Raw genomic sequence first — 24,251 nt, 5'->3', positions numbered from 1 at the left:
TCCCCTCCTCCCGTACTGAGCCAGGCGGATTGTTCCGCCTGGCTTCTGCCATCAGGCGGCCGCTGCTGCGGTCCAGTTGACCCAGCCAAACAGCCACGTCGCCAGAATCAACAAACCAAACGCGATCCGATACCAGGCGAACGCGGCGTAGCTGTGGTTGGCAATAAATTTGAGCAAGCCACGCACGGCGATCATCGCGAAGATGAATGCGGTGACGAAGCCGAGGGCGAAGACTGGCAGGTCGTTGGGCTGGAACAGGTCGCGGTATTTGTAGCCGGAATAGACGGCGGCGCCGACCATGGTCGGCATGGCGAGGAAGAACGAGAACTCGGTGGCGGCCTTGCGCGACAGGCCGAAGAGCAGACCGCCGATGATGGTCGAGCCGGAGCGTGAGGTGCCGGGAATCATCGCCAGGCATTGTACGAATCCGACTTTCAGTGCGTGGGACCAGCGCATGTCGTCGACGTGTTCGACGCTGATCACATGGCTGCGCTGCTCGGCCCACAACATGATGATGCCGCCGACGACCAGTGCCACGGCAACGGTGATCGGGTTGAACAGGTATTCATGGATGGCGTCGGCGAACAATACGCCCAAGACCACGGCGGGCAGAAAGGCGATCAGCAAATTGAGGGTGAAACGTTGTGCATTGCGTTGAGTCGGCAGGCCTTTGACGATTTCGAAGATCTTCGGTCGGAACTCCCAGACGACGGCAAGGATGGCACCCAGTTGAATAATGATGTTGAAGGTCATGGCGCGTTCACCGCCGAATTCCAGCAAGTCGGCGACGATGATCTGGTGGCCGGTACTCGAGATCGGCAAGAACTCGGTCAGGCCTTCTACCGCACCTAATATCAACACCTGGAAAAGGGTCCAGAAATCCATTAATCCTCCGTCAGAGCGCTCTTGGCGAGCGACCGGGTAATAACACTCAGGGGTTGAGTATCTGCAGTGAGACCATTGACATACATAAACGCAAAAGTTCATCAGCCACAAAGATTACGTCTTATTAAAAGACACACTCAAGCCATGTTAGTAATCGTCGGCTGACGAACTACGCAGAAAATATTTAGGCCTTTTTGCAGAAAAAAGTTGCTCTGGCAATAAAGTGTGATCAATATCACATTATTCAGCGATGGCCAGACAGTGGCAATTAGACATGGACATGGCTATCGCAATAAGCTCAAAATAGTGGCACCATTGCATATCGCCACCATCTAAGCAGTAGTTCACCCCTCCGAGAAAATCAACTAAAAGCTTGAAAAGCTTAATTATTGTTAGAAAACTCGGGAGCCACGTCTAAAAATCGCGTGAATGTTACCAATTGTCAGTCACAGATGAGAACCGGTGCTTTAACATCCCGATGTCAGCACTTAATTCGAGTCAATGCATGATGCTCTCAGGGAACTTAGCGACTAGAAGTCCGCGCCCGACAAACGACGAACCCGGTGTTCTTACTCTGGGTCGTACCCGTGGCGTGGCTGAACATTTCAAAGCGCTAGTCGCCCAGCATTTACGCAGTGATATGGCGCTCGAAGCCAATGCGTACACTAGTTCGTATCAGTTGAATGAACAGTCTGGTTCGTATCGAGCCATCTTCCTGGTTATCGACAGCCCACAGGCCCTCGAAGACAATCTTGCGCTGGTCGAGAACCTGCGCAGCGACAACTTGAAGCCGATCATTTGTGCGGTGATCACCGGTCGCGGCGCCTTCAACAAGATCAAATATTATCTGGCTGGCGCGGATGTTTGTATCAAGCTCAATACCCTTTCCGACGATAGCGCCGAGTTGCTGGGCGAGTTCTTCAACAGTGAAGAATGGCAGCGCGATATCGATCTGACGCTTGATCCAACCCGTATCTGCCTGATGGGCACCAGCAAGAAACTCGACATCTCGTTTGCCGAAATGAAGATCCTCGAAGCCTTCGCGCAAACCGGTAATCACATTCTGAGCCATGATGAAATCGCCAGCATCATGGGCCTCAACACCAATTTCTACGACCCTCGCGCACTGGAAAAATCAATCAGTCGCTTGCGTGGAAAAATCAAGGACATGTATGGTACAAACGCGATTCAGAGCATTCGCGGCTATGGCTATCGCCTGCTGCGGGGTCTGATATCGACTGCCTGACTCTCGGGCAGCCTTCCCTTTTGCATACGTACGAAGGATCGTCTGATGCAACCATATAGCTCCCGTTCTGCTTCACGCCTGTTTGAAATCAAGCAATTGAATGAGCGCGACAACACGCCCCATAACAATAAAACTCCATAACATAGCAGCAGATCGAGTGGAATTTATCGAGGGCCAATCTTGGGCCCAGACCCTGCCTATCGATTACTTCCGAGGAAGTCATTGCTCGCCTGCCGATTTTTCTTTTAGCCAATTTTGGTGTGTATTTAGGAGAGAGACATGGAAACTAGTACAACCCTCCCAAGGAAATATTTTGTTGTCGTGACTCACAGTACAACGTCGCAACGCGAACTGGAGCGCATGCTGTCCAGTGAACGTTTCAATTCGTTTGAAGGGATTGATTCGCCCTCTTCCGCTCCAATGGTGATGGAGTTCACATATCCAGGCATCAGTCGTAAAAACGCCCCGCGCAGTATCGAACACGATACTCAGCGAATATTGGCCACGCTCGAGTCCGAATGGCGGGCGGCGCAATCGGCTAATCCTTTCCAGAATGTTCCGACCATTAACGGGGAAACCCGCAACATGCCGCCTGCCGTTGAAGGTGATATGCCCGGCAATGAAACGTGGCATCTCCACCCTGATCAGGGCGCACTGGTCAAAGAAGGGGTTGAAATCAGCCTGACTGGCCTGGAAACAGCATTGGTCAGAAAAATGCTCAGCCATGAAGAGCGTGTTGTCAGTCGTGACGAGCTGATCCTCAGCATCGGTCGAGAACCGGAACAATATCGCGGCCTGGAAATGTGCCTGAGTCGCCTGCAAGACAAATTCAAAAGCGCCAGTAATGGAGAGCGACTGTTTCGTGCCGTCAGAAACCGCGGTTATTGCCTGATTCAGGAAATCGTCGCGTAATTACGCAGGACCTCCACGAACAGAACAAACAGATAAATGTGCGATTACAAAAACAACAAGAGCACTCTGTTTGGCTTCATCCTCCTCCCTGAAATAAACATTCCCTGCCTCCACCCTGCAACAGTAACAAATACAACACACTTTATTCACCCCTCGCTCTACGACCTTTTCTAACACCCTTCTATTTAATTATTAAAAAAGTTGGCACTGTGCCATCTTGTTAGAACTCGTCAGACACCATTCCAGCCAATAACTTAGTCTATTGACTGACGACAGTTCGGCATATCGATGTTGTTACCTCAGGACACTCGCTACAACAAAAACAATAAGTCTGCATAACAACTCGGATTTCAACTGTTGAAACCTGAATGGACGTCTTTTGGGGATACCGTATGGATCTTTCTCTAAGTATCAATCGAAGCACAGGCCTCAAGGGACTGACCTTTTGGGGCCAATGGGCGCTGGCACAGGGCTTTGTGGTAACGCTGCTGTTCATACTCGCCGAGCAGCACACCGGGACAGTCGCGTTTTACTACCGAATGTGTGCAACGCTGGCGGTACTGGCGTCGGTGCCGGCTTATACGTTTAGCGGTGTTTATCGCAAGCGTGACAATTACCTGACCGGTCTCGGTCGACTGTTCATGGGTTGGTCGATGACCATGGCGGCGCTGGCGTGCATCGCCTTTGTCTGCCAGGCCGATGAGCTGTTTTCGCGGCAGGTGATTCTGAGCTGGGCGGTGTATGGCTTCCTCGGTCAGGCGTTTCTCTATGCTCCGCTGCATGCGTTTTCCAAGTACTACCAGCGCTCGCGTAAAAGCGAACACAAGACCCTGATCGTCGGCACCGGCGAACTGGCGCTGGGCCTGGCGAAGAAGCTCAGCCAACTGGAAAATCTGCCGTTGGTAGGTTTGGTCAGCAATGGTGATGTGTCTGCACTGGGTTCCGATGCACCGCGCGTGGTCGGCGATCAGGAACAGTTGCTGGAGCTGATCGAGGCGCATGACATCCGCCGCTTGTACATCACCCTGCCGCTGTGTGAAGCCGCGAAAATCGAGGCGATTTATAGCGACTTGCTCGGTGCCAACGTCGATGTGGTGTGGGTGCCGGACTTGAACAGTCTGACCCTGCTCAATCACTCGGTGAAAGTCGTGGACGGTCTGCCGGCGATCTACCTCAACGAGAGTCCGCTGACCAGCCGCCCTACCGCTGCCTTGAGCAAAAGTCTGGTGGAGAAAACCGTGGCTTTGCTGGCGATTATCGCGTTGAGTCCGATCCTGCTGATCATTGCGCTGGCGGTGAAGATCAACTCGCCCGGCCCGGTGTTTTTCAAGCAGGATCGCCATGGCTGGAACGGCAAGGTGATCAAGGTCTGGAAGTTTCGCTCGATGCGTGTTCACGATGACCGTGAAGTGAAGCAGGCCAGCCGCAATGACTCGCGCATTACCCCGGTCGGGCGCTTTATCCGCCGCACTTCGCTGGATGAATTGCCGCAACTGTTCAACGTGCTGCAAGGGCACATGGCACTGGTCGGGCCACGCCCGCATGCTGTTGCGCACAACCATTTCTACTCGGGGAAAATCCTCGCGTACATGGCGCGTCACCGGATTAAACCGGGGATCACCGGGCTGGCCCAGATCAGCGGCTGCCGCGGTGAGACAGACACCCTCGACAAGATGCAGAGGCGTGTGGAAATTGACCTGCAGTACATCAACAGCTGGTCGCTGTGGCTGGACTTGAAGATCCTGGTGAAGACGCCGTTTACATTGCTGTCGAAGGATATTTACTGAGGTTCAAAGCTGGATACCGCAAGGGGACGAAAGTCCCCTTTTTTGTGCGTGGGATTTGGGAGTGGCGCTGGATTGCGGGTGAGTGCAAAAACTGTGGGAGCGAGCTTGCTCGCGAAAGCGTTGGGTCAGGCAACAATGATGCTGGCTGTGGTGACGCCTTCGCGAGCAAGCTCGCTCCCACAGGGATCTGGGATTGGCTCAGGCTTAGTGGCTAGACACATAACCTGTGGGAGCTGGCTTGCCAGCGAAAGCGGTGGGTCAGGCAACACCAATGTCGAATGTGCCGGCCTCTTCGCTGGCAAGCCAGCTCCCACAAGGATTTGGGATTGGCTCAGGCTTAGTGGCTCGACACATAACCTGTGGGAGCTGGCTTGCCAGCGATGGCGGTGGGTCTGGCAACATCAATGTTGAATGTGCCGGCCTCTTCGCTGGCAAGCCAGCTCCCACAGGGGTTTAGGATTGGCTCGGGCTTAGTGACTCGACACATAACCTGTGGGAGCGAGCTTGCTCGCGAAAGCGGAGGGTCAGGCAGCGATGATGCTGGCTGATCTGGCGCCTTCGCGAGCAAGCTCACTCTCACAGGTTTGCGAGGTGTTCGGGAGATCCGCGCTTACTCGGTAATCTTCTCGAAATTCCGATAAAACATATCCCCTTCCCGGCTATCGGTCATCGAGTGCAACTGGTAGCTGCGATTGAGTCGCGCACCACCGTCACGGGTCAGCGGGGCCCAGACCAGGTTGGCGCGGCGCATGGTCGACATGCTCATCATTTCGTCGAACGGGATCGACAGGTAGATGCCTTTGTCGAAACTACCTTCGCCATACTCGGCACTGCCCGCCGTGGTGATCGTCGCCCACGCGCCAAAACGCACGCCATTGAAAAACTCGCGCGAGATGTCCAGCGTACCGCCCCAATCCCCGGCCAGATAACGCCCGACGCTCACCGCCGCCAACGTATCGAACGGCAGATCGGTATACGCCGTGACATGCCCGGTCACCACCGAGTAATCACGCAGGGCAAAACCCTGATCGAAATCGCGCTGCCGCACCCAGTTCAGGTCCGCGCCCACCGACCAGCGCTCACCGGTCGGGCGGAACAACACCTCACCGCCGACACCGGCAAACATCGACTCCAGATAACCGCCATACACCATGCCATACCAGTCTTTATCCAACTGCTCGGCATGACTGACCTGGAACAACGGCATGGTCGTGTTGGACGTGGTCAGGTACTGACGCAAATCCGTGCGCACACGCGGCAAACCGCTCGGCGCGTCGTAGCTGAATTTGTCGAAGTTGTTGGCCAGGTTGGCACTGAGCAAACCGCTCCACCAAGTGTTGCGATTGAAACGGTATTCGGCGTCGGCATCAGCACTCAATTGATAGAGCAAGCCATCCGGGCCGCCGACGTTCTGCTTGAAGCCCAGCCCCACGCCATAGCTGAAATGCTGCGGCGCTTCGGTGTAAAGGGTCTTCTCGTTGTGCGGCATCGCCGGGTTGATCTCGGTGGTGCGGTGCAACGATTCAAGTGGCTCTTCGTTGTTGATCACTTCGCGGAAGGTCTGGCGCGGCACGCTGGTTTCTTCCAGCGGCAAGTCGTAGCGCTTGTTGACCACGGTGAACCAGTCGATGTCGTCGTTGACGCTGTTGTCGAGAATCCGGCTCGCCCGCCCGACAGCCTTGGACGAATGGAAGTAGCGCTGCTGCTCGCCATACACGATCAGCTCGGAATCACGCTGGGTGATGCGCTCGACCTTGTAGCCGGCATTCTGCTGCAATCGCTGCGAGACGTTGGCCCAGTTGACCTGATCCATCGCCGTGGTCGGTGCCTTCGCCGGCAGCGGTTCCGGGGTCGGATCATAAGTCTTCGCTGGTGCTTTGCGGCTGACGAAATTGGTGTGGAAAGTCACGCCGAACATCGCCGTATTACCGCGCTCCCACGCCGCGCTGACATCGACCGAATCGGTGACCTTGAACACCGCGCCGAGGTTGATCGGCGAGTCCTGCTTGATCTCGTTGTCCTTCGGCTCGTGCTTGTAGTCGTTACCTTCAAATTCGAGTTTCAGGCTGAGGCGGTCCCACGGCGTCTGATAGCTCACGCCACCGAAGAACGACGGCCGGCCACGAAAGTACGAACCCGAGTTGACGTCACCGGTCCCTTCAAGCGCCGGCCGGGTATCGAAGCGATCGCTGACGTAGCCCAACGGGTTGTCGATATCGCCGCGATTACCGAGGTAACCCCAGGCAATCCCGGCGCTGAAATCGAAGTTGTCGTAGCGTTTGTTGGCGACGAAAAATTCACTGGAGAACAAACCGGTACCACCGACATCTCGGAAGCCCAGGGCCACGTCGGGCAGCCAGTGACTTTCCTGCCACAGCCGGACTTTGACGTCGACCGCCTTGTCCTTATAGCTTTGACTACCGCTGAGGGCCTCCGAGCCGTACGGCCGGTTGGTGATCGCGGTGTAACGAAACGAACCTTCGAGCCAGTCCAGCGGTTGCAACGACACGCTGTAGCGACTGTACGGATCGGTGCGGTTGGCGTTGACGCTCAACTCGCCGGCCGGGGCCATGCGCGCGGTCGGCGTCTGCAACAGACCGGTGCCACCGAAGTCATTCTGGGTAATGCGCGGCTCTGCATGAGCCAAACCACACGGCAATAACAACACAGCTGCAAAACGTAACTTCAACGAACCACCTCGGCCAGCTGCGTGGCAATAAATTCAGCCAACTGCTGATTCAGCTCAGGGATAGGCGGATCAAGATCATCATTTTTCACCGGCACCAGAATCTTGCTGCCGGCCACGGGGAATTGCCCGCTCTCGCGATTCCAGTGGGCAATGCCGACGCGCCGCGACACGCCGTTGGGCTGGATCAGCCACAGGTAATCGGCTTCGGCATCGCTCAGGATCGAGCAGCCTTGCAGGTACTCACGGGCCTCCTGCAACGGCTGATACGGCAAGTGGCAAGGTTCGGCGACAGCACCGAGCACTTGCACTTCGTCGACACGTTTCGGGTAGATCAGACGATCGCCGTCATCGAGGCGAATGTTGCGCGCGAAGCCAACCTCCAACGCAACCGGATCGAGATCGGCAATCTGCCGTCCGGTCACAGGCATCTGCCGCACTTCTTCGGCAATGCGCCGCGCCAGCGCCGCCCGACTTGGCCGGTCAAAAAGCATCGACATGCGTTGCAGCACATCCAGATCAAACAGCACACCGACCTTGAGCCGTGTCTGCTCTTCTATCAGCGACTGCCGCAGCAACCCGCCCGCCAGCCAATAGCCTTCGGCATTCGGCACCGCTTCGCTGATCACATCAAGCAAGCGCCCGCCCGGTGGCAAAGCGACCGGCCCGGGATTGGCGACATCACCCGACACGGTGACGGCCGCCTGACTCACGCTAGCGACCAGCATCAGGCTCGCCGATAACAGTTTCAGGCGCATCACGGCAGGTGCCTGCGATCTGGGGTCAGTTGCACAAGCTTGACGCGCAACTGCGAGGTCAGTTGCTGCTCGCTCTGCAAGATGAAACCGTCACGCGGATCGACCCAGTAACGATTGGTCGCGCTCAAGCCGATGGCCGGGGCGTCAATCTGCTCATCGACACGCAGCACGGTGTATTCCTTGTCGAGAATCTGCAGGGTCTGTTCCGAGCGGCGGGAGAAGCGGCTGTTGACAATCACGCCGACTTCCTGCCCCTTGTAGAGGTCGATCCAACGCCGCGTGGTGAAACCGTCCGCGACGTGGTGCAGGCCTTGCTTGAACGGCGAGTCATCGGCCAGCCGCGTGCCATCCAGATCACCTTCCAGGCCCAGGCCAATGCTGCGCACGGCGAGGCCATTGCGCAGCAACAGAACCTGTTTGCCGGAAGCGACCCAGAACTGCAGGTCTTCGCGCTCGCGCACCAGCGCCAGCACCCCGGAGCCGGACGGCGTGGTCAGTTTCAGTTGCGGGTAATTGACCCCGGCCACTTCGGCCGCCGACACGTCGACTTCATCCGGGCCGACGACCGCGGCCTTGAGGTTATTCAACGAAGCGCTCATCAGCGGGTTACAGCCACACAACAACGCGGCCGCCAGCAGGCACAGGCCAACTTTCAAAATGTTCAAAGTCGGCGGCCCTATTTGCTGTTGTTACTGTATTCGCTCCAGTTCTTCGCAGCGGAAGCGCCAGTGCCGACAATCGATGCCGACGGCACCAATTGACTGATCAGACGGTTCCAGCGAGTCACGTTGGCAGGCCCGACATACACCACGTCCTGCGGGCGGACTTCGAAGTGCGAGGCGAGCGCCATGGCGGTCGGCGACTCGGCTTCCAACTGGTAAATCTTCGCCGGTTCGACATCGAGGTTTTCCACGCCGCGAATGACGTACACCGCGTTGCCGTTGGAGGTGGTCTGGCTCAAGCCGCCGACCGAACCGAGCACGTCGGTGAGGTTCATCGTCGCGGTCTTGAAACTCAGTGCACGCGGTTGGTTGACCTCGCCCATCACGTAGATGCGCTTGTTGTCGTTGTACGGCAGATACAGCTGATCGCCACCCTTGAGGTAGACGTTCTGCAACTCGGAATCCTGCTGATTGAGCGAGTCGAGATTCAGTGGATAGGTGCGGCCGTTACGTGTCAGCAGCAGCCCGGACAGATCGGCGTTGTTGGTATCGATACCGGCCGAACCAAGGGCCTCGACCACGCTCAGCGGGTTGGTGGAAATCGCCTGCGGGCCAGCCTTGGCCACCGCACCGGTGACCACGACTTTCTGGCTGGCGAAACGCAACACCGCGACATCCACTTGCGGTTCGGCGATGAACGCCGACAGCCGCTGTTCGATGTCCGAGCGCAGTTGCTGGATAGTCCGGCCGGCGGCCTGAACTTCCTTGATGAACGGGTAATACAGCGTGCCGTCGGAACGCACCAGTCGGCCGTTGGCATCGATCTGTTGTTGCGCGCCCGATGGCGCCGTCAGCTCGGGGTGATCCCACACGGTGATGTAGAGAACATCGTTGTTGCCGATGCGGTATTCGGCCGGGGTCGCCAGCAGTTCCGCCGGCAGCGACTCACGCTTTTGCGTGGCGCGGTTCATGGCGATCAGCTTGGGCGTGATCGGAATCAGCTCGACCCGGCTGCTTTCGCTGGCGCCCTGGCGGGTAATGCTCCCGGTGCTGAGGTATTGACCGGGGGAAAACATGCAACCTTGCAAAGCGAGACTTGCCAACATTAAAAGATAAACACTACGAGTCATAATGGCACTACGCTATTCAAGGGCGAATCCTAAAACAAAGTCACCCGACTTGCGTCGGGCGACCTTGTACTGCACTAACAAATGTTCCTGTTAGTTATGCGTGCCGGTTGTACCGGTGGTACCCGTGGTACCGGTAGTACCGCCATTGGCACTGCCACCGCTGTTAGACGCCGCTACTGCACTGGCGACCATTGCAGTACTGGCTGCCGGCGCTTGAGAAGCCGCCACATTGCCACCTACATTGGTCACCGCTGTCAGCGGTGCTTCAGCGGCGGCAGCCCAGTTGCTCAACATCGTCAACAGGGCAACTGCCATCACTTTTTTCATAACAACTCCTTTCTAACATTCGACCTGTTAAAAAACGGTCTGAGTTAGAGGTGGTAGCGTTCAAGTCCGCAAAAAGCGCGAACAAGATCCGTTGTTCTTTCACAGTCATACCCAACTGATAAAAGTCGAACGGCAGGTTTATATCTACGGACTTGCAAAAGGCATTGCCAGTGTAATTTCCCGACGTTATCTAACAACCTGACTGAAAATAACATTGGACTAAATGGCCATCATTGCAAGTAGCCTTTGGGGTGACTGGATTGCCAGCGCCATGTGTCGGTGACCATATCCTGCAAGTTGCGCGTGGCTTTCCAGCCCAACTCTTTTGCAGCCTTGGAGGCATCGGCCCAACTCTCGGCGATATCCCCGGAACGACGCGGCATCATCCGGTACGGCACCGGTTGCCCGCAGGCTTGCTCGAAGGCGTGGAGCACTTGCAGCACGCTGTAGCCATCGCCCGTGCCAAGGTTCCAGGTATGAATGCCGGTGCGCCCGGAGATCGACTGCAAGGCCTTCAAATGGCCGTCCGCCAGATCGACGACGTGGATGTAGTCGCGCACTCCGGTACCGTCGATGGTCGGGTAATCGTTGCCGAAGATCGACAACTCCTGAAGGCTGCCGACCGCCACCTGACTGATGTAAGGCACCAGATTATTCGGGATGCCGTTGGGGTCTTCGCCCATGTGCCCGCTGGCGTGCGCGCCGATCGGGTTGAAGTAGCGCAGCAAGGCGATGCTCCAGCGCGGTTCGGCCAGGCTTAGATCACGCAAGACGTTCTCGACGATCAGCTTGGACTGGCCGTAGGGATTGGTCGGGTTGCCGGTGGGGAAATCCTCGCGGATCGGCATCTGCTCAGGCTCGCCATATACGGTGGCCGACGAACTGAACACCAGCCGAAATACCCCCGCCGCCGCCATCGCCTGGCACAACGTGATGCTGCCACTGACGTTGGTTTCGTAGTACTCAAGCGGCTTGCGCACGCTTTCGCCGACCGCTTTCAGGCCGGCAAAGTGCAGCACCGCTTCGATGTTGTGTTCGCGGAAAATCCGCTCGAGCAATGTCCGATCACAGACATCGCCGCGGATCATCCACGCACTCTTGCCGCAGATGCTTTCAACGGCGTGCAACGCGGCTTCGCTGCTGTTGCAAAGATTATCCAGTACGACAACTTCATAACCTGCTTCAAGCAGTGCAAGTGTGGTGTGCGAGCCGATATAGCCGGCGCCCCCCGTTACCAGAATCTTCATAGCGCGGTCCGTCATTGGATAAGTGCCAAGTAGCTGTCAAGCGTCTTGTGCTGGAGATGTGTCACAATCCACACAAACAAGCCGACAACAACCTCAAACAAAATTAGTTCAATGACTGGCAATAATTATTTCGCCAGTTCAAACTGTATTGCCCGCTACTTATTAGCACTGCAAGTGCACCAATCACTATCAACGGATACCGACTAAAAATAACTAACAACGGGTTAACCGACATCTCATAACATTGTCAGCTTTTACCCCCTCGATTAATTGCCATTAACAACCTTACTCAGGTATTAAAGCAGTCGTTCAATATTATTCAAACTTGCACGCCCTCATTTAGTGCGTGCATTTGTCGCCTGTGTTCCATGACTGTCCAGGATACTTTTATGATTCGTAAATGTTTGTTCCCCGCTGCCGGCTACGGCACGCGCTTCTTGCCGGCCACTAAAGCCATGCCGAAAGAAATGCTGCCGATCGTCAACAAGCCGTTGATCGAATACGCCGTTGAAGAAGCGCGGGACGCCGGTCTGCAACACATGGCCATCGTCACCGGGCGTGGCAAGCGTGCGCTGGAAGACCATTTCGACATCAGCTACGAACTCGAACACCAGATCCGTGGCACCGAGAAAGAGAAATTCCTCGCCGGCACCCGTGAGCTGATCGACACCTGTACTTTCTCTTACACCCGTCAGGTGGAAATGAAGGGCCTGGGCCACGCGATTCTCAGCGGTCGTCCGCTGATCGGCGATGAACCTTTCGCCGTGGTGCTGGCCGATGACCTGTGCCTGAACCTGGAAGGTGACGGCGTGCTCACGCAGATGATTGAGCTGTACAAGAAATTCCGCTGCTCGATCGTCGCCATCCAGGAAGTCCCGGCCGACCAGACCCACAAGTATGGGGTGATCGCCGGCGAGCTGATGTCCGACGGCATTTACCGGGTCAACAACATGGTGGAAAAACCGGCCCCACAGGACGCGCCGTCGAACCTGGCGATCATCGGCCGCTACATCCTCACCCCGGATATTTTCGACCTGATCGCCGACACCCAACCGGGCAAGGGCGGCGAGATCCAGATCACCGACGCGCTGATGAAACAGGCGCAGAACGGTTGCGTGCTGGCCTACAAATTCAAAGGCCTGCGCTTTGACTGCGGTGATGCTGAAGGTTACTTGCAGGCGACCAATTTCTGCTACGAAAACGTCTATCTCAAGGGCCGCTGAGACGGCTCCCCCACCCAACGAGGCGACCATGAACATTGCACAACATTCCGTAGAGATTGAACGCGAGGTGGGTAACCTCGGGGTGATGAGCTGGTTGTCACGCCATCAGCCATTGCCCAGTGCCAACGAGTCATGGCTGGGCACAATTCTGCTGGTGGAGCGGATTGGCGTGTTTCCGGCGTCCGGTGATATCCGCCGGCCGCTGCGCGATCCGTATCCGCTGCTCGCGCATTTGAAAAAGCTCTACGGCGAGCAGGCGCTGGAGATGGACGACCGCGACGGGCTGAAAGTGATCTTCAGCGACTGGCGCTTCCGGGTGCGGATTTGCTGCAACGACCCGGCGATCATCATCAACGTCGAGACGCGGTGCGACACGCGATTGATGCCGCAGAAGATGGCGGAGTTGCTCGAGCAGGTCGACGCCTTCGAATAACTCCCCTCACCTGATCGTTCCCACGCTCCGCGTGGGAACGATCACCGCTCTGGGGTTTGCGTGTTATTTAGGGGCGGCGTCGCAACGATCCTTGGCGCCCATGATCCAGCCATAAAAGTAATCGGCAATCACCTTCCCGCCCGTGGCCGGTACCGGATGAATCTTGTCCGGGCCGATCATCGCCGCCGCGTAGCGTTTGACGTCGGGACCAAACGCACACTGAAGATTGGCGTACCCCAGATGCTGCTCGCGCGCCCAAGGCTCAAGCACCTGCGCGTACGCCGACATCGGATAGGCACTGGAGCGCGTAGTGTCCTGACGCATGATCAGGTTGATGCTCGCCTGCGGCTGAATCTCACGCAGCATGCCCACCAGACCCTGAACGTTCTGCAAGTACTGCGCAGGCTTCACGCCGAAGCCTTGGTCATTGCCACCGAGCATGATCAGGTAAACATCAGCGGGAATCTTCGACACCGCAGCTTTCCACTGCACTTGCCATTGCGGGTCCTTGTGATAGAAATCCGCAGACGCCGCACCGGAGGCCGCCAGTTTCGAGACACGAACGCCGTTCTGATCGTTGCTCATCCACAGCCCGAACAATGTCGGCGCGCCCTTCACCACTTCCAGTTTGAATGACCAGTTTTTCGCTGCCGAGAGACCTGCCAATTGCACTTCCTGAACCCCGGCGCCTGTCAGCGTCATCGGCTGCCAATCTTCTGAAGGTGACCAGCGGTAACGGATCTCGCTGGATTCCCCGTTGCCCAGATAAAGCAGTTTCGCCTGAGTGACAGCGGTATCGATGCGCGGCGAAGGACTCGCGTCCACTTGCAACCACGCGCCGGGCCGGCCTGTTACCGTGCGACTGTCCGGACTCGCCTGGCCCAGGTCTGAGACCTTCCAGTCGCCGCCAAAGTACTTGTCACTGCTGCGGGTGTATTTGAAATGCGTGCCGCCCAACGCCGCGCCGTGGTTGAAACCGACATAACCCGGCCCGGCAAAACCGACCTCCCCGGCCACGCGTTGCACCAGTTTGTTCAGGTAGAAATCCTGCCCGGCGCTGTAGCTGTCACCGATCACCGAGACCGACAAGACCTTGCCAGCCTTGCCTTCACGCCATTGCGCAAAACGCTCACGGGCATCACCCACCTGAACCACCGACGCTGCCACGGGTTGCGCGTCATCTACTGCCAACATGCAAAATTTTCCTTCAGTCTGGAATGGCCCCTTCGCGAGCAAGCTCGCTCCCACAGGAGTTGTGAACATTCGCTAAATCTGTGTACACCAGCTCCCACAGGGATGGTGTGAATTGCAGAGATCCACTGTGGGAGCGAGCTTGCTCGCGAAGCTTTTAGCTGTTTTGCGTCTGTACCACAGGGACGATGGGCGCCACCGGTTTCTTCTTCGCCGCCCGCTCGCCGAGGAACAGCACCGAAGTGAAATTGAACCGACTGAAAACCATCGACAACACCACCGGCCCGAGCAAGCCAAAGCTCAGCCCACCGAGCACCAGCAAGCTCTCATCCTTCACCCCCAGCCGCCCCAGCACAAACCGCGACGTCGCCGCGAACAGCACATGAAACAGGAAAATCGCATAGGAATAACCGCCCAACCAGGTCAGCGCCTTCGAGCGCATATCACTCGACAGCAAGGCGATGCACGACACGCAACCCACGGTCAAACCAATCAAACTGCGCCGATCGACAATCAACTCGCGATCAATCGCCGCCACATACAGCAGCGTCAGCGAGATCAGTACAAACACCAGCGGCCCGATCACTTTGAACGTCTGCTTCAACCGGTCGACATTCTCCTGACCAATCATCCCCGCGACAAAAAACGGCAACAGATAAATCGCCCCGTTGATCCCGAACGCATCGAACTTGAACGGTGGCAATAAAAACAACACAGCGGCAAACGCAAACAGCCCATACAACCGCGTCGCCGAACGTAGCATCCCGCGCCACTCCAGCAGCCCGACGAACATGAAAATAATGAACACCGCCTGCAGGAACCAGAAGTGGTTGATCGGCACCCAGAACGACAGCAACGCGTCGATCACGCCGACGTCCTTGTTCACCCCCGGCCCCACCGCTTGCAACACCGAGAACGGCACACCCACGCAAAACAGCGGCACGATCAAGCGCCGCACCTTGCCGCTGAAGAACGCGGAAAAGTCATTGCCACGAATCTTGTAGATGGAATAGATGTACCCGGAGATGAAGGTGAACAGCGGCATGCGCACGTACACCATCGAATCGGCGATCACCCGGAACGGCGAGCCGATGTCGATCTTCAACCCGCCACCCAGCGGGCCGATGACGTGATACAGCACCAGCAGCAGGCACGCCAGGCCTCGCAGGGTTTCAATCTCCAGGGACTTTTTCTTGCTCGACATAAAGCACCTGCCTCAATTCAGAATTCTTGATTCAACCTGCACCGGTTTGTTTGCCCGCAGCATCAAGCCCAGGCCGACAAACAACACCGGCACCACCATCGAGAAGTGCCGGGCGAAGGAGCCGAAGTCCGGCTCGAACAGACCTTGCACCAGCAGAAACGCCAGCGGAATCGCGATCAGTTCCTTGGGTTTGGTCTGGATCGGCGCGCCTTTGTAATCAGTCGAGGTGATGACTTTGAACAGCAACAACGCGGTCATGATCATCAACGCGACGAAGATCACCTGGCCTGGCCCCGAGAGCAGAATCAGCTCCACCGGAAACGACAAGCGGAAGAAAATGATCATCGAGTCCAGCGCCTGCGAAACGAAATCGCTGCCCGTGAGCCACGAGACGATCAACGATTTCGAGCCCTCCTCGCCCGCCGTGCGCAGTTCGTTGTTGCTGGCGCGGATCGACGACACCGGAAACCCGAGCGCGAGCTGAATCGACATCGCCACCGCGAGGTAGAACAGGAACAACATCAGGAAGAAGGTCGGGCGCGACACGTACTTTTTCATCACGCAGACGCCAACCCACGACAGCGAAAACAGAATCCAGTAAGGCCGGATCAGCACGCCGTAGATCACTGCCGAGAGAAAAAAACCGCCGCGATATTTACGCGTCAGCGAGCTGAGCAGAATGCTCAACACCGCCACCGACACAATGATTTCCTTGGTCAGGTTCTCAAGGAAAAACGAGCGAACAATCCCCCACAGACACAGGGTGCCGAAGATCGCCAACGGCATGCGCCGAAACACCACCACCGGAATCGCCGTGAGGAAAAAATTGCAGAACATGCCGTAGGCCCAGGCATTGGTCAGGTTGATCCCGGTGGGCCGTAGCAGGAATGCCGAACACTCGTAGGACGAGCGATCCGGCGAGAACGGGTTCCAGAAGTTGCAGTTGTCGGCACGGGCGTAGGACGACCACAAAGTCATCGCATCCGGCCCCGGATCACGCGGGATCAGCAGCGGCATCGCCACCGAGAGAAACAGCCCGGTGAAGAGGATCAGGAACGACACATACGAATCGAGTCGCTTGCCACGAAACTCGATGCACGGCAGTTTCAGGCCCATGACAACGCAGCCTTTTTCCCGGCCGTTGCGCGGGTCAGAACGGCAATCACCAGCAGTTGCACGATGATCGCGAAGACGTTGCCCCAAGCGGCGCCGTAAATCGAATAGTGCTTGATCAACACATAGCTGACCGGCACCGAAACCAGCAGACAGATCGCCGCGCTGGCGAGCGATACGCGACTGTTTTTCGAGGCAATCAAGCCGCCCCAGACGATGTCGCCAATCGCGCGCAAAGCGAAGGAAAAAATCAGCACGCCGAGGATCGCATTGTCCGGACGCGGCACGCTGGTGGCGACGTAATCGAGCACCACGTTGAAAAACACATAGATCGCCACCGCCACCGCAGCCGACACCAGCAGCGAGCGCATCACCCACTTGTTAACGAACAATTGCTTGACCGTGAACGCCTGTTGCTCGGCCTGAAAACGCTTGGCCAGCAGCGGAATCCCGACCACCGCCACCACCGCGTACGACAACGCTTGCAAGGTATTGGCCGCCGACCACGCGTACACGTATTTACCGAGGGCAGCATAGGGTTCCAGATCGGCGATCAGAAAACGCTCGGCGTACTGACTCAACGCGATCAGTCCGGTGCCGAGGTAGAACGGCAAACCGGCTTTCCACACCGTGGCCGTGGCCAGCGTGCCGGCCTCGCGGCCCTTGTGCACATTCACCACGATCAGGTAACCGGCGATGATCACCAGCACGTTGGCGGCGACCCACAGCCACAACACGCTGGCGATTCCAGACACCCAGCCGAGCATCATCCCACCCACCGCCAACAACGCCCACAGGCCGGTCTTGATGAAGAACAGCAATGCGCCCGCCGTCGCCTTCTGCGCGGAAAACACGAACGAGTTGATCTCGAACGACAGGTGCTCAGTGAGCAATACCAGCGTCACGCAGAGGATCAGCGCGGCCGCTGCTTCAACTTGCTGGAACAGCGAGTAAATCAGCACCGTCAGCACGGACAACACCACGCCAACGGCGAGGTACAGCAGCAGCACCTTGTCGACCACCCGGCGCGAACTGCCGCCGACGCTGATCAAGCGATTGATCTCGGAACTGAAACCGACGCTGTAGAACTTCGAGGCGATCAACGAAGCCGCGACCACCACGCCGTAGAAACCCAGCGCCTCATAACCGAGGTAATGGGTGATCGCCAACACCAGCAAAAACTTCGCGCCTAATGCTCCGCCGCGAAGCAGCAGCCGAAATATCATCGAACGACACCTTTGATGATCTCGTCCATGGCCACGGTTTTTGCTTCGATTTCACGGCAGGTGTCGGTCAGGCGTTTGCCGAAATCCGCCAGCGCATTCGGCGCGTAAACCGTGTCGATGATGGTGTCGACATTGATGTCGCCGCCGTTGATCACCCAGTCATCCACGCCCATGTCCTGATAGGCGCCGAAGCCTTTGCGTTCATAGCTGATGTGGTACGCCGGCACGCCCGAGAGCAGCGACTCGATGGCGCCGTGCAGACGCACGGAAATCACCAGGTCCGGTTGGTATTTGGCAATCGTCGCCTTCAGCGACAACAGGTCTTCGGTAATGCCCAGCTCGCGATAGAACGCACCGTCATCGTTGCCACGCACCGCGCTCTGTACCGCACACACGACTTTGCTCTTGTTCTTCAAACGCTGCAGCAGCACTTTTAGATTGGCCACGTAGGCGACCTTCTTTTCCTTGCTCCACTCCGGCGGCTTGCGCAGCACCACGCAGACCGTGGCTGGCGACGACGCGCAACGGGTGAATTTCGCTTGCTGAAGGATTTTGCTCGCCAGCGACTGCACCGCCAGATCCGGCGCGCGGTAGACGTTGGCGCAGGCATCGAAAATCGCCGAAGAACGATTGTCACGCACGAACACCGCATCGGCGCTGGCGTAGTGCTCGACGATCTTGCTGCTCTCGCCGTGGAACGGGCCGATGCTCTGCGGCAGGTACACCGACGGCACTTTGCTGAGGATCGCTGTTTCCAGTTGCTTGGCGTGGCCGAGTTTCAGCTTGATGTGTTCGAAGGCACTTTTCGAACGCATGTAGCCGCCGCCAACACCGACGATCAGATCGGTTTTCTTCAACAGATCCGCCAGTCCGACATAGGACTGATTGAGAAACACCGCTTGCTTGACCCGACCCAAACCCTTGGCCGCCATCACCGGGGCGTCGAAACGCGGGTGCGGCAAGTAGCTGAAAGAATCCGGGTCAGACGCCACCACACTGATCGCAGTGTCTTCACCAAAGTTGCGCTGCACCAGCGCGATGGCCAGATCGACGAGCAGGCCATCACCGGAGTTGGACGCACTGTAGCCATGCAAAATCGTTACGTTCATATGCTTGAGTTCTACTTAAAAAGTGGGAGCGCGATACAGGTCGTAGGTCTGGCGAATCATCAACGCGGCGCTGAAGCGCTCGCGGACGATGCTCCGTCCTTGGTTGCCGAGGTCGAGCAGGCGTGGTTTCTGGATGATGGTCAGCACATCGGCCAGCGCCTGGTGATCGCCGGAGGGAAAGACGTAGCCGGACACTTCGTTGGTGACCAACTCAGGCAGCGAGGTGCAGTTGCTGGCGATCACCGGCAAGCCCATGGCCATGCCTTCCAGCGGCACCATGGCGAAACCTTCCCAGCGACTCGGCACGATCAGCGCATCGGATTGTTGATACAGCGCCTGTACTTCGCTCGGGGTGACCCACGGCAGATATTCGACGCCGTCCATCGGCGGGCACTCAACCGCGTCCTCGTTGACGGCACTGCCGACCACGGTCAGCTTCATGTCACTGCGCTGCACCTTGGCGAAGGCCTTGAGCAACACGTCGAAGCCTTTCTGGTAATCGAGGCGACCGACGAACAGCAGCTGAATCGGCTCCGGACTCGCCGCTTTCGGTTCGACGTCCTTACGATGAATGCCGTTGTAGATCAGCGTCATGCGCTTGCGCTCGATGCCGAATCGCGCGGCTTTGTCGAGTTCGTACTGGCTGACGCAAATGATCACGTCGGTGACTTTCTGCAGCACCCGCTCGATCCACGCATAGACTTTCTGCTTGTTCGGCGAGCTTTCCATCAGGAACGAAAACGCGTGCGGGCAGTAGACGATTTTCGGCTTGCGCCACGGTCGCAACAGCACACACACGCACCGGCCGATGACGCCGGAAAAGGTGCTGTGCAAATGCACCACGTCGGGCTTTTCCTTGAGCATCACCTGGGTCAGGCGCCAGGCGAAACGCAGTAGCGACGGCACATTGCGCCCGGTACGCGGGAAGGTGCGGATCTGTTGCGCGCCGATGTCGTGCAACTCTTTGGCCTGATCCTCCGGGACCAGATACACCAGCTCGTAGTTCGCCGCATCGCCTTCCGGCGAGGCCGAAATCGTCCGGATCACCGTCGCAACGCCACCTTTGATCGTCTCTGCCACGTGCAGTATTTTTTTCACAACTCACCCACTTCAAAGAGGAAAAACAGTCGCTGACAGTCAGGATTTGTCGGACGCGTATTCGTAGTTGTAATAGCCGTAGCCGCCATTGCCGTAATAGCTGGCAGCACGCTTCTCGACGCCATTGAACACCGCGCCTTTCAACTCGATACCGTTCTGCGCGAAGCGGCGAATGGTCAGTTCGATCTCTTTGGCCGGGTTCACCCCAAAACGCGTAACGATCAGGCTGATCCCCGCTTCACGGCCGACAATCGCCGCATCGGTCACCGCCAGCAGCGGCGGTGTATCGATGATCACCAGGTCGTAGCGCTCGCTCAGTTCGGCGAGCAGTTCGCGGAAGTTGGCGTGCATCAGCAGTTCGGACGGATTCGGCGGCACCTGACCACGGCTGATGAAGTGCAGGTTGTCGACTTCAACTTTGTTGATCGCCTGATCGATGCTGCAACGCTTGACCAGCAGGTCGGACAAACCGTTGGTGATCGGTGTGTTGAGGGTTTTGTGCAGGTGCCCTTTGCGCATGTCGGCATCGATCAGCACCACGCGCTGGCCGCTGAGGGCCATGACCGCCGCGAGGTTGGACGAAACAAAAGTCTTGCCGACCTGCGGGCTCGGCCCGGAAATCATGATGCGATTGTTGGTCGAATCGAGGCCGGCGAAGTGCAGACAGGTGCGCAGGCTGCGGATCGATTCGATCGACAGATCGGTCGGGTTGCGCAGCGCCAACAGGTACGCCGGTTTGTCGACGCCGTCGCGGGCGCGACCTTTTTTGTTGTCCTCTTCCTGCTGCAAGGCGCTGTACGGAATCGACGCGTACACCGGCAGGCCGAGTTGCTCGATGGCTTCCGGGCCTTCCAGACCACGGCTCAGGGATTTACGCAGCAGCACCAGCGCCACACCGACGAAGGCACCGAGGAATGTGGCGATGATCACGATCAGGGCTTTTTTCGGTTTGACCGGGCTGGTCAGGTCGACATCTGCCGCGTCGACCAGACGCACGTTACCCACGGCACCGGCGCGGACGATGTCCAGCTCCTGGGATTTGTTCAGCAACTGCGTGTAGATCTGCGAGGCGACTTCGACATCGCGGGTCAGGTTGAGCAGCTCTTGTTGGGTCGCGGGCAGATCGCCGACCTTGCCTTCCAGCGACTTCTGTTGCTGGGTCAGCTCGCCGATCTGGCTCATTAATGCGCGATAGGCCGGGTGCTGTTTGGTGAACTTGCGGTCCATCTCCGCCTGCTGCATTTTCAGCTCGGAGATCCGTGTTTCCAGAGCCACCGACTGACCGAGCACCGACTGGGTTTCCAGCGAGATGTTCACGGTCTTGCCGTGGGTCTGATAGGCGTTCAGCGCATCGCTGGCCTTGGCCAGATCACGCTTGACCTGCGGCAACTGACTTTGCAGAAAGGCCAGGCTCTGCGCCGCTTCCGCCGAAGTGCGACGCACGTTCTGATCGACGTACAGCGCGGCAATCTTGTTGAGGATTTTCACCGCTTCCGCGGCGTCGGAACTGGCCAGCGCCAGACGAATGATCCCCGACTCCTTGCCCTGCTCAGAGATATCCAGCGCGTCCTGATAACCTTGAATGGTCACGATCCGTGGGTTGCGCACCACTTCGAAACGCGTGCCGGGGTTGGCCTGCAACTGGGTGATCTGCCCTTCCACGCCGTCCTGCGCGAACGCTTCACCGGCGACGCCGTCGACCAGCAGGTTGTCGTTGTCATCGAGCAACTGGAAGTGTTTCTGTTCGCCCGCGATCAGGGTGAGTTTCTTGCCGAGCAGTTCTTTGGGCAGATTGAGCCGGGCAAACTCCAGACGCTCACCGCCCCAGGCATAACTGTTCAAGCCGAAACGCGGCGCAGCGACGCTGGTCTCGGTTTCGCCGCGATAACGGCGGGCGAGAAAACCGCCAATCATCGGGAAGGTGTTGGGGGTGACATCGATGTCCAGGCGCAAGTCATCGACGGTTTTGCCGATCACCGCGCGGGACTTGATGATGCCGATTTCGGTCACCGACGGCGATTGCCCACCGAGCATGCTGTTGAGGTCGGAGAAGCCGAGCATGTCGTTCTTTTTCGGCTCGACCTGCACCAGCGCGTTCGCCAGGTAAACCGGGGTGGCCAACACTGCGTAGGCCACCCCGGTGACCATGAAGGCGCCGGTGAGCGCACCGATCAACCACTTCTGATCGATCAAACTGCCGAATATGCCGAGAAGATCAATACTGTCTTGATCATTGTCGCGGGTGCCGATGACGGACGGTAACTGCATAAGTCTGTTCTTACCATTCATTGATCTGAAGAATATTCATCAACGCGCGAGGCGTTGTGCCCATGAGCTGACAGCATCTTCAATCAATGCATGGGCATGAATAAAAGCGGCCTTGCCTTGACGATACGGGTCTTGTATTTCGCGCTCGCTCTGCCACTTGCCGAGCAAAAACACTTTGCCTCTGGCGTGAGAGGCAATCTTCAATACTTGATTTACATGTTGCTTTTCCATCACCAGAATCAGGTCTGATTCATTGACGATGTCCGCGGTCAATTGCCGTGCCGTGAAGCCCTCGGCACTATGCCCATGGTCTTCCAGCACTTGGCGGGCGGAGGCTTCGACACCCTCGCCAACCCGCGCCGACAGGCCTGCGGAGGACACGGTGATGGCCGAGGGGGCCAGCGCGTTGCGCAGCATCAGTTCTGCCGTTGGACTTCGGCATATGTTGCCCACGCAAACAACAAGGATCTTTCTGAACAAGGTTTTACTTTCCTGTGTAATGTCAAACGGCCAACATCCCGAGAGCATTTGAATGAACCCTCAAGATCTTCCTGCACTCAGAAATAGATTCGCCCTGTTAGTACCGAAGCATTAAGTACCACAGCGTTTAAAAGCGCCCCAACCACAATTAACGGACTAAAAATAACTGTGATTTTCGGGTAATTGTTTTCCGACAAAAAATAACATTCGTGCACTAAGTGCCATCACCTCACTCGAAAATTGAGTAACGAGATAAAACATTCGTAGTTGTCACTTCTCTTCGGGAGAGCAGACATGAAATCCGTACATCTCAAAAAACTCGGCGCCCTCGCGCTGATAGTGCTGGGTGCAACGCAGGTCCACGCCAGCGAACTGTTCCCTAACCTTCCCGCCAAAAACATCGGCGTTCAGGTGAAGATCCAGAACTTCACGGCGGCCGACGCCGCACAAATCAAAACGGCAGGCTTCGGTTTTGTCCGCTTCGGCGTGTGGAGCGAAAGCCTGACGGCCAAGGCTTATCAGCAACAAGTCAGCGACGCTTTTGCAGCGGCCAAATCTGCGGGACTGGAGGTGCTGTTGACGGTCCGCGCGATCAAGCCGTTGCCCGCCACCTCAAACGCCGAACTGGCCCGCGCCGGTGAAGGCTTCGCCAAAGCCGTGACCGGCCTGGAACAGTCGTACGGCTCGCAAATGGTCGCAATTGAGTTATGGAACGAGCCGGACTTGGAAACCTATTGGCCGACGGGCAAGTTCGACACCACGTTTGTGCCGTTCATGAGCGCCGTGTGCAAGACGCTGCAAGGGCAACCGCCATCGACGCCGGTGATCGGTTTCGGCTTCGCCCGGCCACCCAGCGCAGGCTCGGCCTCTACGGTGGCGCTTAATCGCATCGTCAGCGAATACCCAAAATGCCTGAGCGCGGTGTCCTATCACCCCTATGGCATGACCGCCACGCAGATCAGCAACGCACAAAACTTCATTCAGCAGAACTTCCACCTGCCGGGGGTCATCAGTGAATGGGGGATCTCGGCGCTCGCGTCCAATGGCGGGCCTGAAGGGCAAGCGAGCAAGATCAACGCGTTTATCGGCGATGTTAAAAAACTCAACATCCCGCTGACCTCCATCTACGAATGGAAAAACAGCGACACCGGCAGCAACGAACGCGAGAAGAACTTCGGCCTGCTGACGTCCGACGGGCAGCCGAAACCGGCACGCATGTCGGTCGAAGCCCTGTTGAACGCCCAATAATGCGTGCACAACCGGCCT

The 24,251-nt window shown here is 57.4% G+C and carries 21 protein-coding genes; 6 read left to right on the top strand and 15 right to left on the bottom strand.

Annotated features, from left to right (window positions below):
• Positions 1-51 precede the first annotated feature (51 nt).
• Positions 52-885, bottom strand: coding sequence for an undecaprenyl-diphosphate phosphatase (locus tag WA225_RS23765; RefSeq protein ID WP_422609881.1), 834 nt, complete (start codon positions 883-885; stop codon positions 52-54).
• A gap of 505 nt (positions 886-1,390) precedes the next feature.
• Here WA225_RS23765 and WA225_RS23760 point away from each other — a divergent pair.
• The 3 genes from WA225_RS23760 to WA225_RS23750 all read left to right on the top strand — a co-directional run bounded on the left by WA225_RS23760 (position 1,391) and on the right by WA225_RS23750 (position 4,830).
• Positions 1,391-2,131 carry a winged helix-turn-helix domain-containing protein gene (locus WA225_RS23760; RefSeq protein ID WP_422609917.1) on the top strand — a complete coding sequence of 247 codons (741 nt, stop codon included), beginning with the start codon at positions 1,391-1,393 and terminating at the stop codon, positions 2,129-2,131.
• A gap of 279 nt (positions 2,132-2,410) precedes the next feature.
• Entirely contained in the window at positions 2,411-3,043 is a 633-nt protein-coding gene (locus WA225_RS23755) for a winged helix-turn-helix domain-containing protein (RefSeq protein ID WP_422609880.1), read from the top strand.
• Between the two features lie 392 nt (positions 3,044-3,435).
• Positions 3,436-4,830 carry an undecaprenyl-phosphate glucose phosphotransferase gene (locus tag WA225_RS23750; protein WP_422609879.1) on the top strand — a complete coding sequence of 465 codons (1,395 nt, stop codon included), beginning with the start codon at positions 3,436-3,438 and terminating at the stop codon, positions 4,828-4,830.
• Between the two features lie 610 nt (positions 4,831-5,440).
• Here WA225_RS23750 and WA225_RS23745 read toward each other — a convergent pair.
• The 6 genes from WA225_RS23745 to galE form a co-directional block, all read right to left on the bottom strand.
• Positions 5,441-7,519 carry a YjbH domain-containing protein gene (locus WA225_RS23745; RefSeq protein ID WP_422609878.1) on the bottom strand — a complete coding sequence of 693 codons (2,079 nt, stop codon included), beginning with the start codon at positions 7,517-7,519 and terminating at the stop codon, positions 5,441-5,443.
• Positions 7,516-8,274, bottom strand: a complete 759-nt coding sequence (locus WA225_RS23740; protein ID WP_422609877.1) for a capsule biosynthesis GfcC family protein — start codon at positions 8,272-8,274, stop codon at positions 7,516-7,518. The genes WA225_RS23745 and WA225_RS23740 overlap by 4 nt, the downstream gene beginning before the upstream one ends.
• Positions 8,274-8,939 carry a YjbF family lipoprotein gene (locus tag WA225_RS23735; RefSeq protein WP_422609876.1) on the bottom strand — a complete coding sequence of 222 codons (666 nt, stop codon included), beginning with the start codon at positions 8,937-8,939 and terminating at the stop codon, positions 8,274-8,276. The genes WA225_RS23740 and WA225_RS23735 overlap by 1 nt, the downstream gene beginning before the upstream one ends.
• Positions 8,940-8,950: 11 nt before the next feature.
• Positions 8,951-10,012, bottom strand: a complete 1,062-nt coding sequence (locus WA225_RS23730) for a polysaccharide biosynthesis/export family protein (RefSeq protein ID WP_422609875.1) — start codon at positions 10,010-10,012, stop codon at positions 8,951-8,953.
• Between the two features lie 144 nt (positions 10,013-10,156).
• Positions 10,157-10,393 (bottom strand): hypothetical protein, encoded by a 237-nt coding sequence (locus WA225_RS23725; protein WP_007910552.1) that lies wholly within the window; start codon positions 10,391-10,393, stop codon positions 10,157-10,159.
• 230 nt (positions 10,394-10,623) lie between these two features.
• Complete coding sequence (galE, locus tag WA225_RS23720) at positions 10,624-11,640, bottom strand: UDP-glucose 4-epimerase GalE (protein ID WP_422609874.1); 1,017 nt, start codon at positions 11,638-11,640, stop codon at positions 10,624-10,626.
• Between the two features lie 389 nt (positions 11,641-12,029).
• On the opposite strand from galE, the gene galU reads away from it, so the two are divergent.
• Both galU and WA225_RS23710 read left to right on the top strand, forming a co-directional pair.
• A complete protein-coding gene (gene galU, locus WA225_RS23715; RefSeq protein ID WP_007910549.1) occupies positions 12,030-12,863 on the top strand; it encodes a UTP--glucose-1-phosphate uridylyltransferase GalU in 834 nt (277 codons plus the stop codon).
• Positions 12,864-12,891: 28 nt separating this feature from the next.
• A complete protein-coding gene (locus tag WA225_RS23710; protein ID WP_422609873.1) occupies positions 12,892-13,296 on the top strand; it encodes a mannose-1-phosphate guanylyltransferase in 405 nt (134 codons plus the stop codon).
• 63 nt (positions 13,297-13,359) lie between these two features.
• Here WA225_RS23710 and WA225_RS23705 read toward each other — a convergent pair whose 3' ends face one another.
• The 8 genes from WA225_RS23705 to WA225_RS23670 all read right to left on the bottom strand — a co-directional run bounded on the left by WA225_RS23705 (position 13,360) and on the right by WA225_RS23670 (position 22,985).
• Positions 13,360-14,490, bottom strand: a complete 1,131-nt coding sequence (locus WA225_RS23705; RefSeq protein WP_422609872.1) for a GDSL-type esterase/lipase family protein — start codon at positions 14,488-14,490, stop codon at positions 13,360-13,362.
• Positions 14,491-14,644: 154 nt separating this feature from the next.
• Positions 14,645-15,691, bottom strand: coding sequence for an acyltransferase family protein (locus WA225_RS23700; RefSeq protein WP_422609871.1), 1,047 nt, complete (start codon positions 15,689-15,691; stop codon positions 14,645-14,647).
• A 12-nt stretch (positions 15,692-15,703) separates the two neighbouring features.
• A complete protein-coding gene (locus WA225_RS23695) occupies positions 15,704-16,807 on the bottom strand; it encodes a hypothetical protein (protein ID WP_422609870.1) in 1,104 nt (367 codons plus the stop codon).
• The gene (locus tag WA225_RS23690; RefSeq protein ID WP_422609869.1) at positions 16,798-18,030 is read right to left on the bottom strand and encodes a polysaccharide biosynthesis C-terminal domain-containing protein; all 1,233 of its coding nucleotides are present in this window, start codon (positions 18,028-18,030) and stop codon (positions 16,798-16,800) included. Before WA225_RS23690 ends, WA225_RS23695 begins: the two co-directional genes overlap by 10 nt.
• The gene (locus WA225_RS23685) at positions 18,027-19,139 is read right to left on the bottom strand and encodes a polysaccharide pyruvyl transferase family protein (protein WP_422609868.1); all 1,113 of its coding nucleotides are present in this window, start codon (positions 19,137-19,139) and stop codon (positions 18,027-18,029) included. The genes WA225_RS23690 and WA225_RS23685 overlap by 4 nt, the downstream gene beginning before the upstream one ends.
• Positions 19,140-19,154: 15 nt before the next feature.
• Positions 19,155-20,237: a glycosyltransferase gene (locus tag WA225_RS23680; RefSeq protein ID WP_422609867.1), complete on the bottom strand. Its 1,083-nt coding sequence runs from the start codon at positions 20,235-20,237 to the stop codon at positions 19,155-19,157.
• Between the two features lie 39 nt (positions 20,238-20,276).
• Positions 20,277-22,505: a polysaccharide biosynthesis tyrosine autokinase gene (locus WA225_RS23675; RefSeq protein ID WP_422609866.1), complete on the bottom strand. Its 2,229-nt coding sequence runs from the start codon at positions 22,503-22,505 to the stop codon at positions 20,277-20,279.
• 39 nt (positions 22,506-22,544) lie between these two features.
• On the bottom strand, positions 22,545-22,985 hold the full coding sequence (locus tag WA225_RS23670) for a low molecular weight protein-tyrosine-phosphatase (RefSeq protein WP_064117874.1): 441 nt from the start codon (positions 22,983-22,985) through the stop codon (positions 22,545-22,547).
• A 294-nt stretch (positions 22,986-23,279) separates the two neighbouring features.
• Here WA225_RS23670 and WA225_RS23665 point away from each other — a divergent pair, with 294 nt between their 5' ends.
• Positions 23,280-24,233 (top strand): cellulase family glycosylhydrolase, encoded by a 954-nt coding sequence (locus tag WA225_RS23665; RefSeq protein WP_422609865.1) that lies wholly within the window; start codon positions 23,280-23,282, stop codon positions 24,231-24,233.
• Positions 24,234-24,251: the final 18 nt, after the last annotated feature.

It is taken from the genome of Pseudomonas sp., assembly GCF_049300855.1.
Lineage (GTDB): Bacteria > Pseudomonadota > Gammaproteobacteria > Pseudomonadales > Pseudomonadaceae > Aquipseudomonas.
This window is presented reverse-complemented; position numbering and strand designations above follow the sequence as displayed.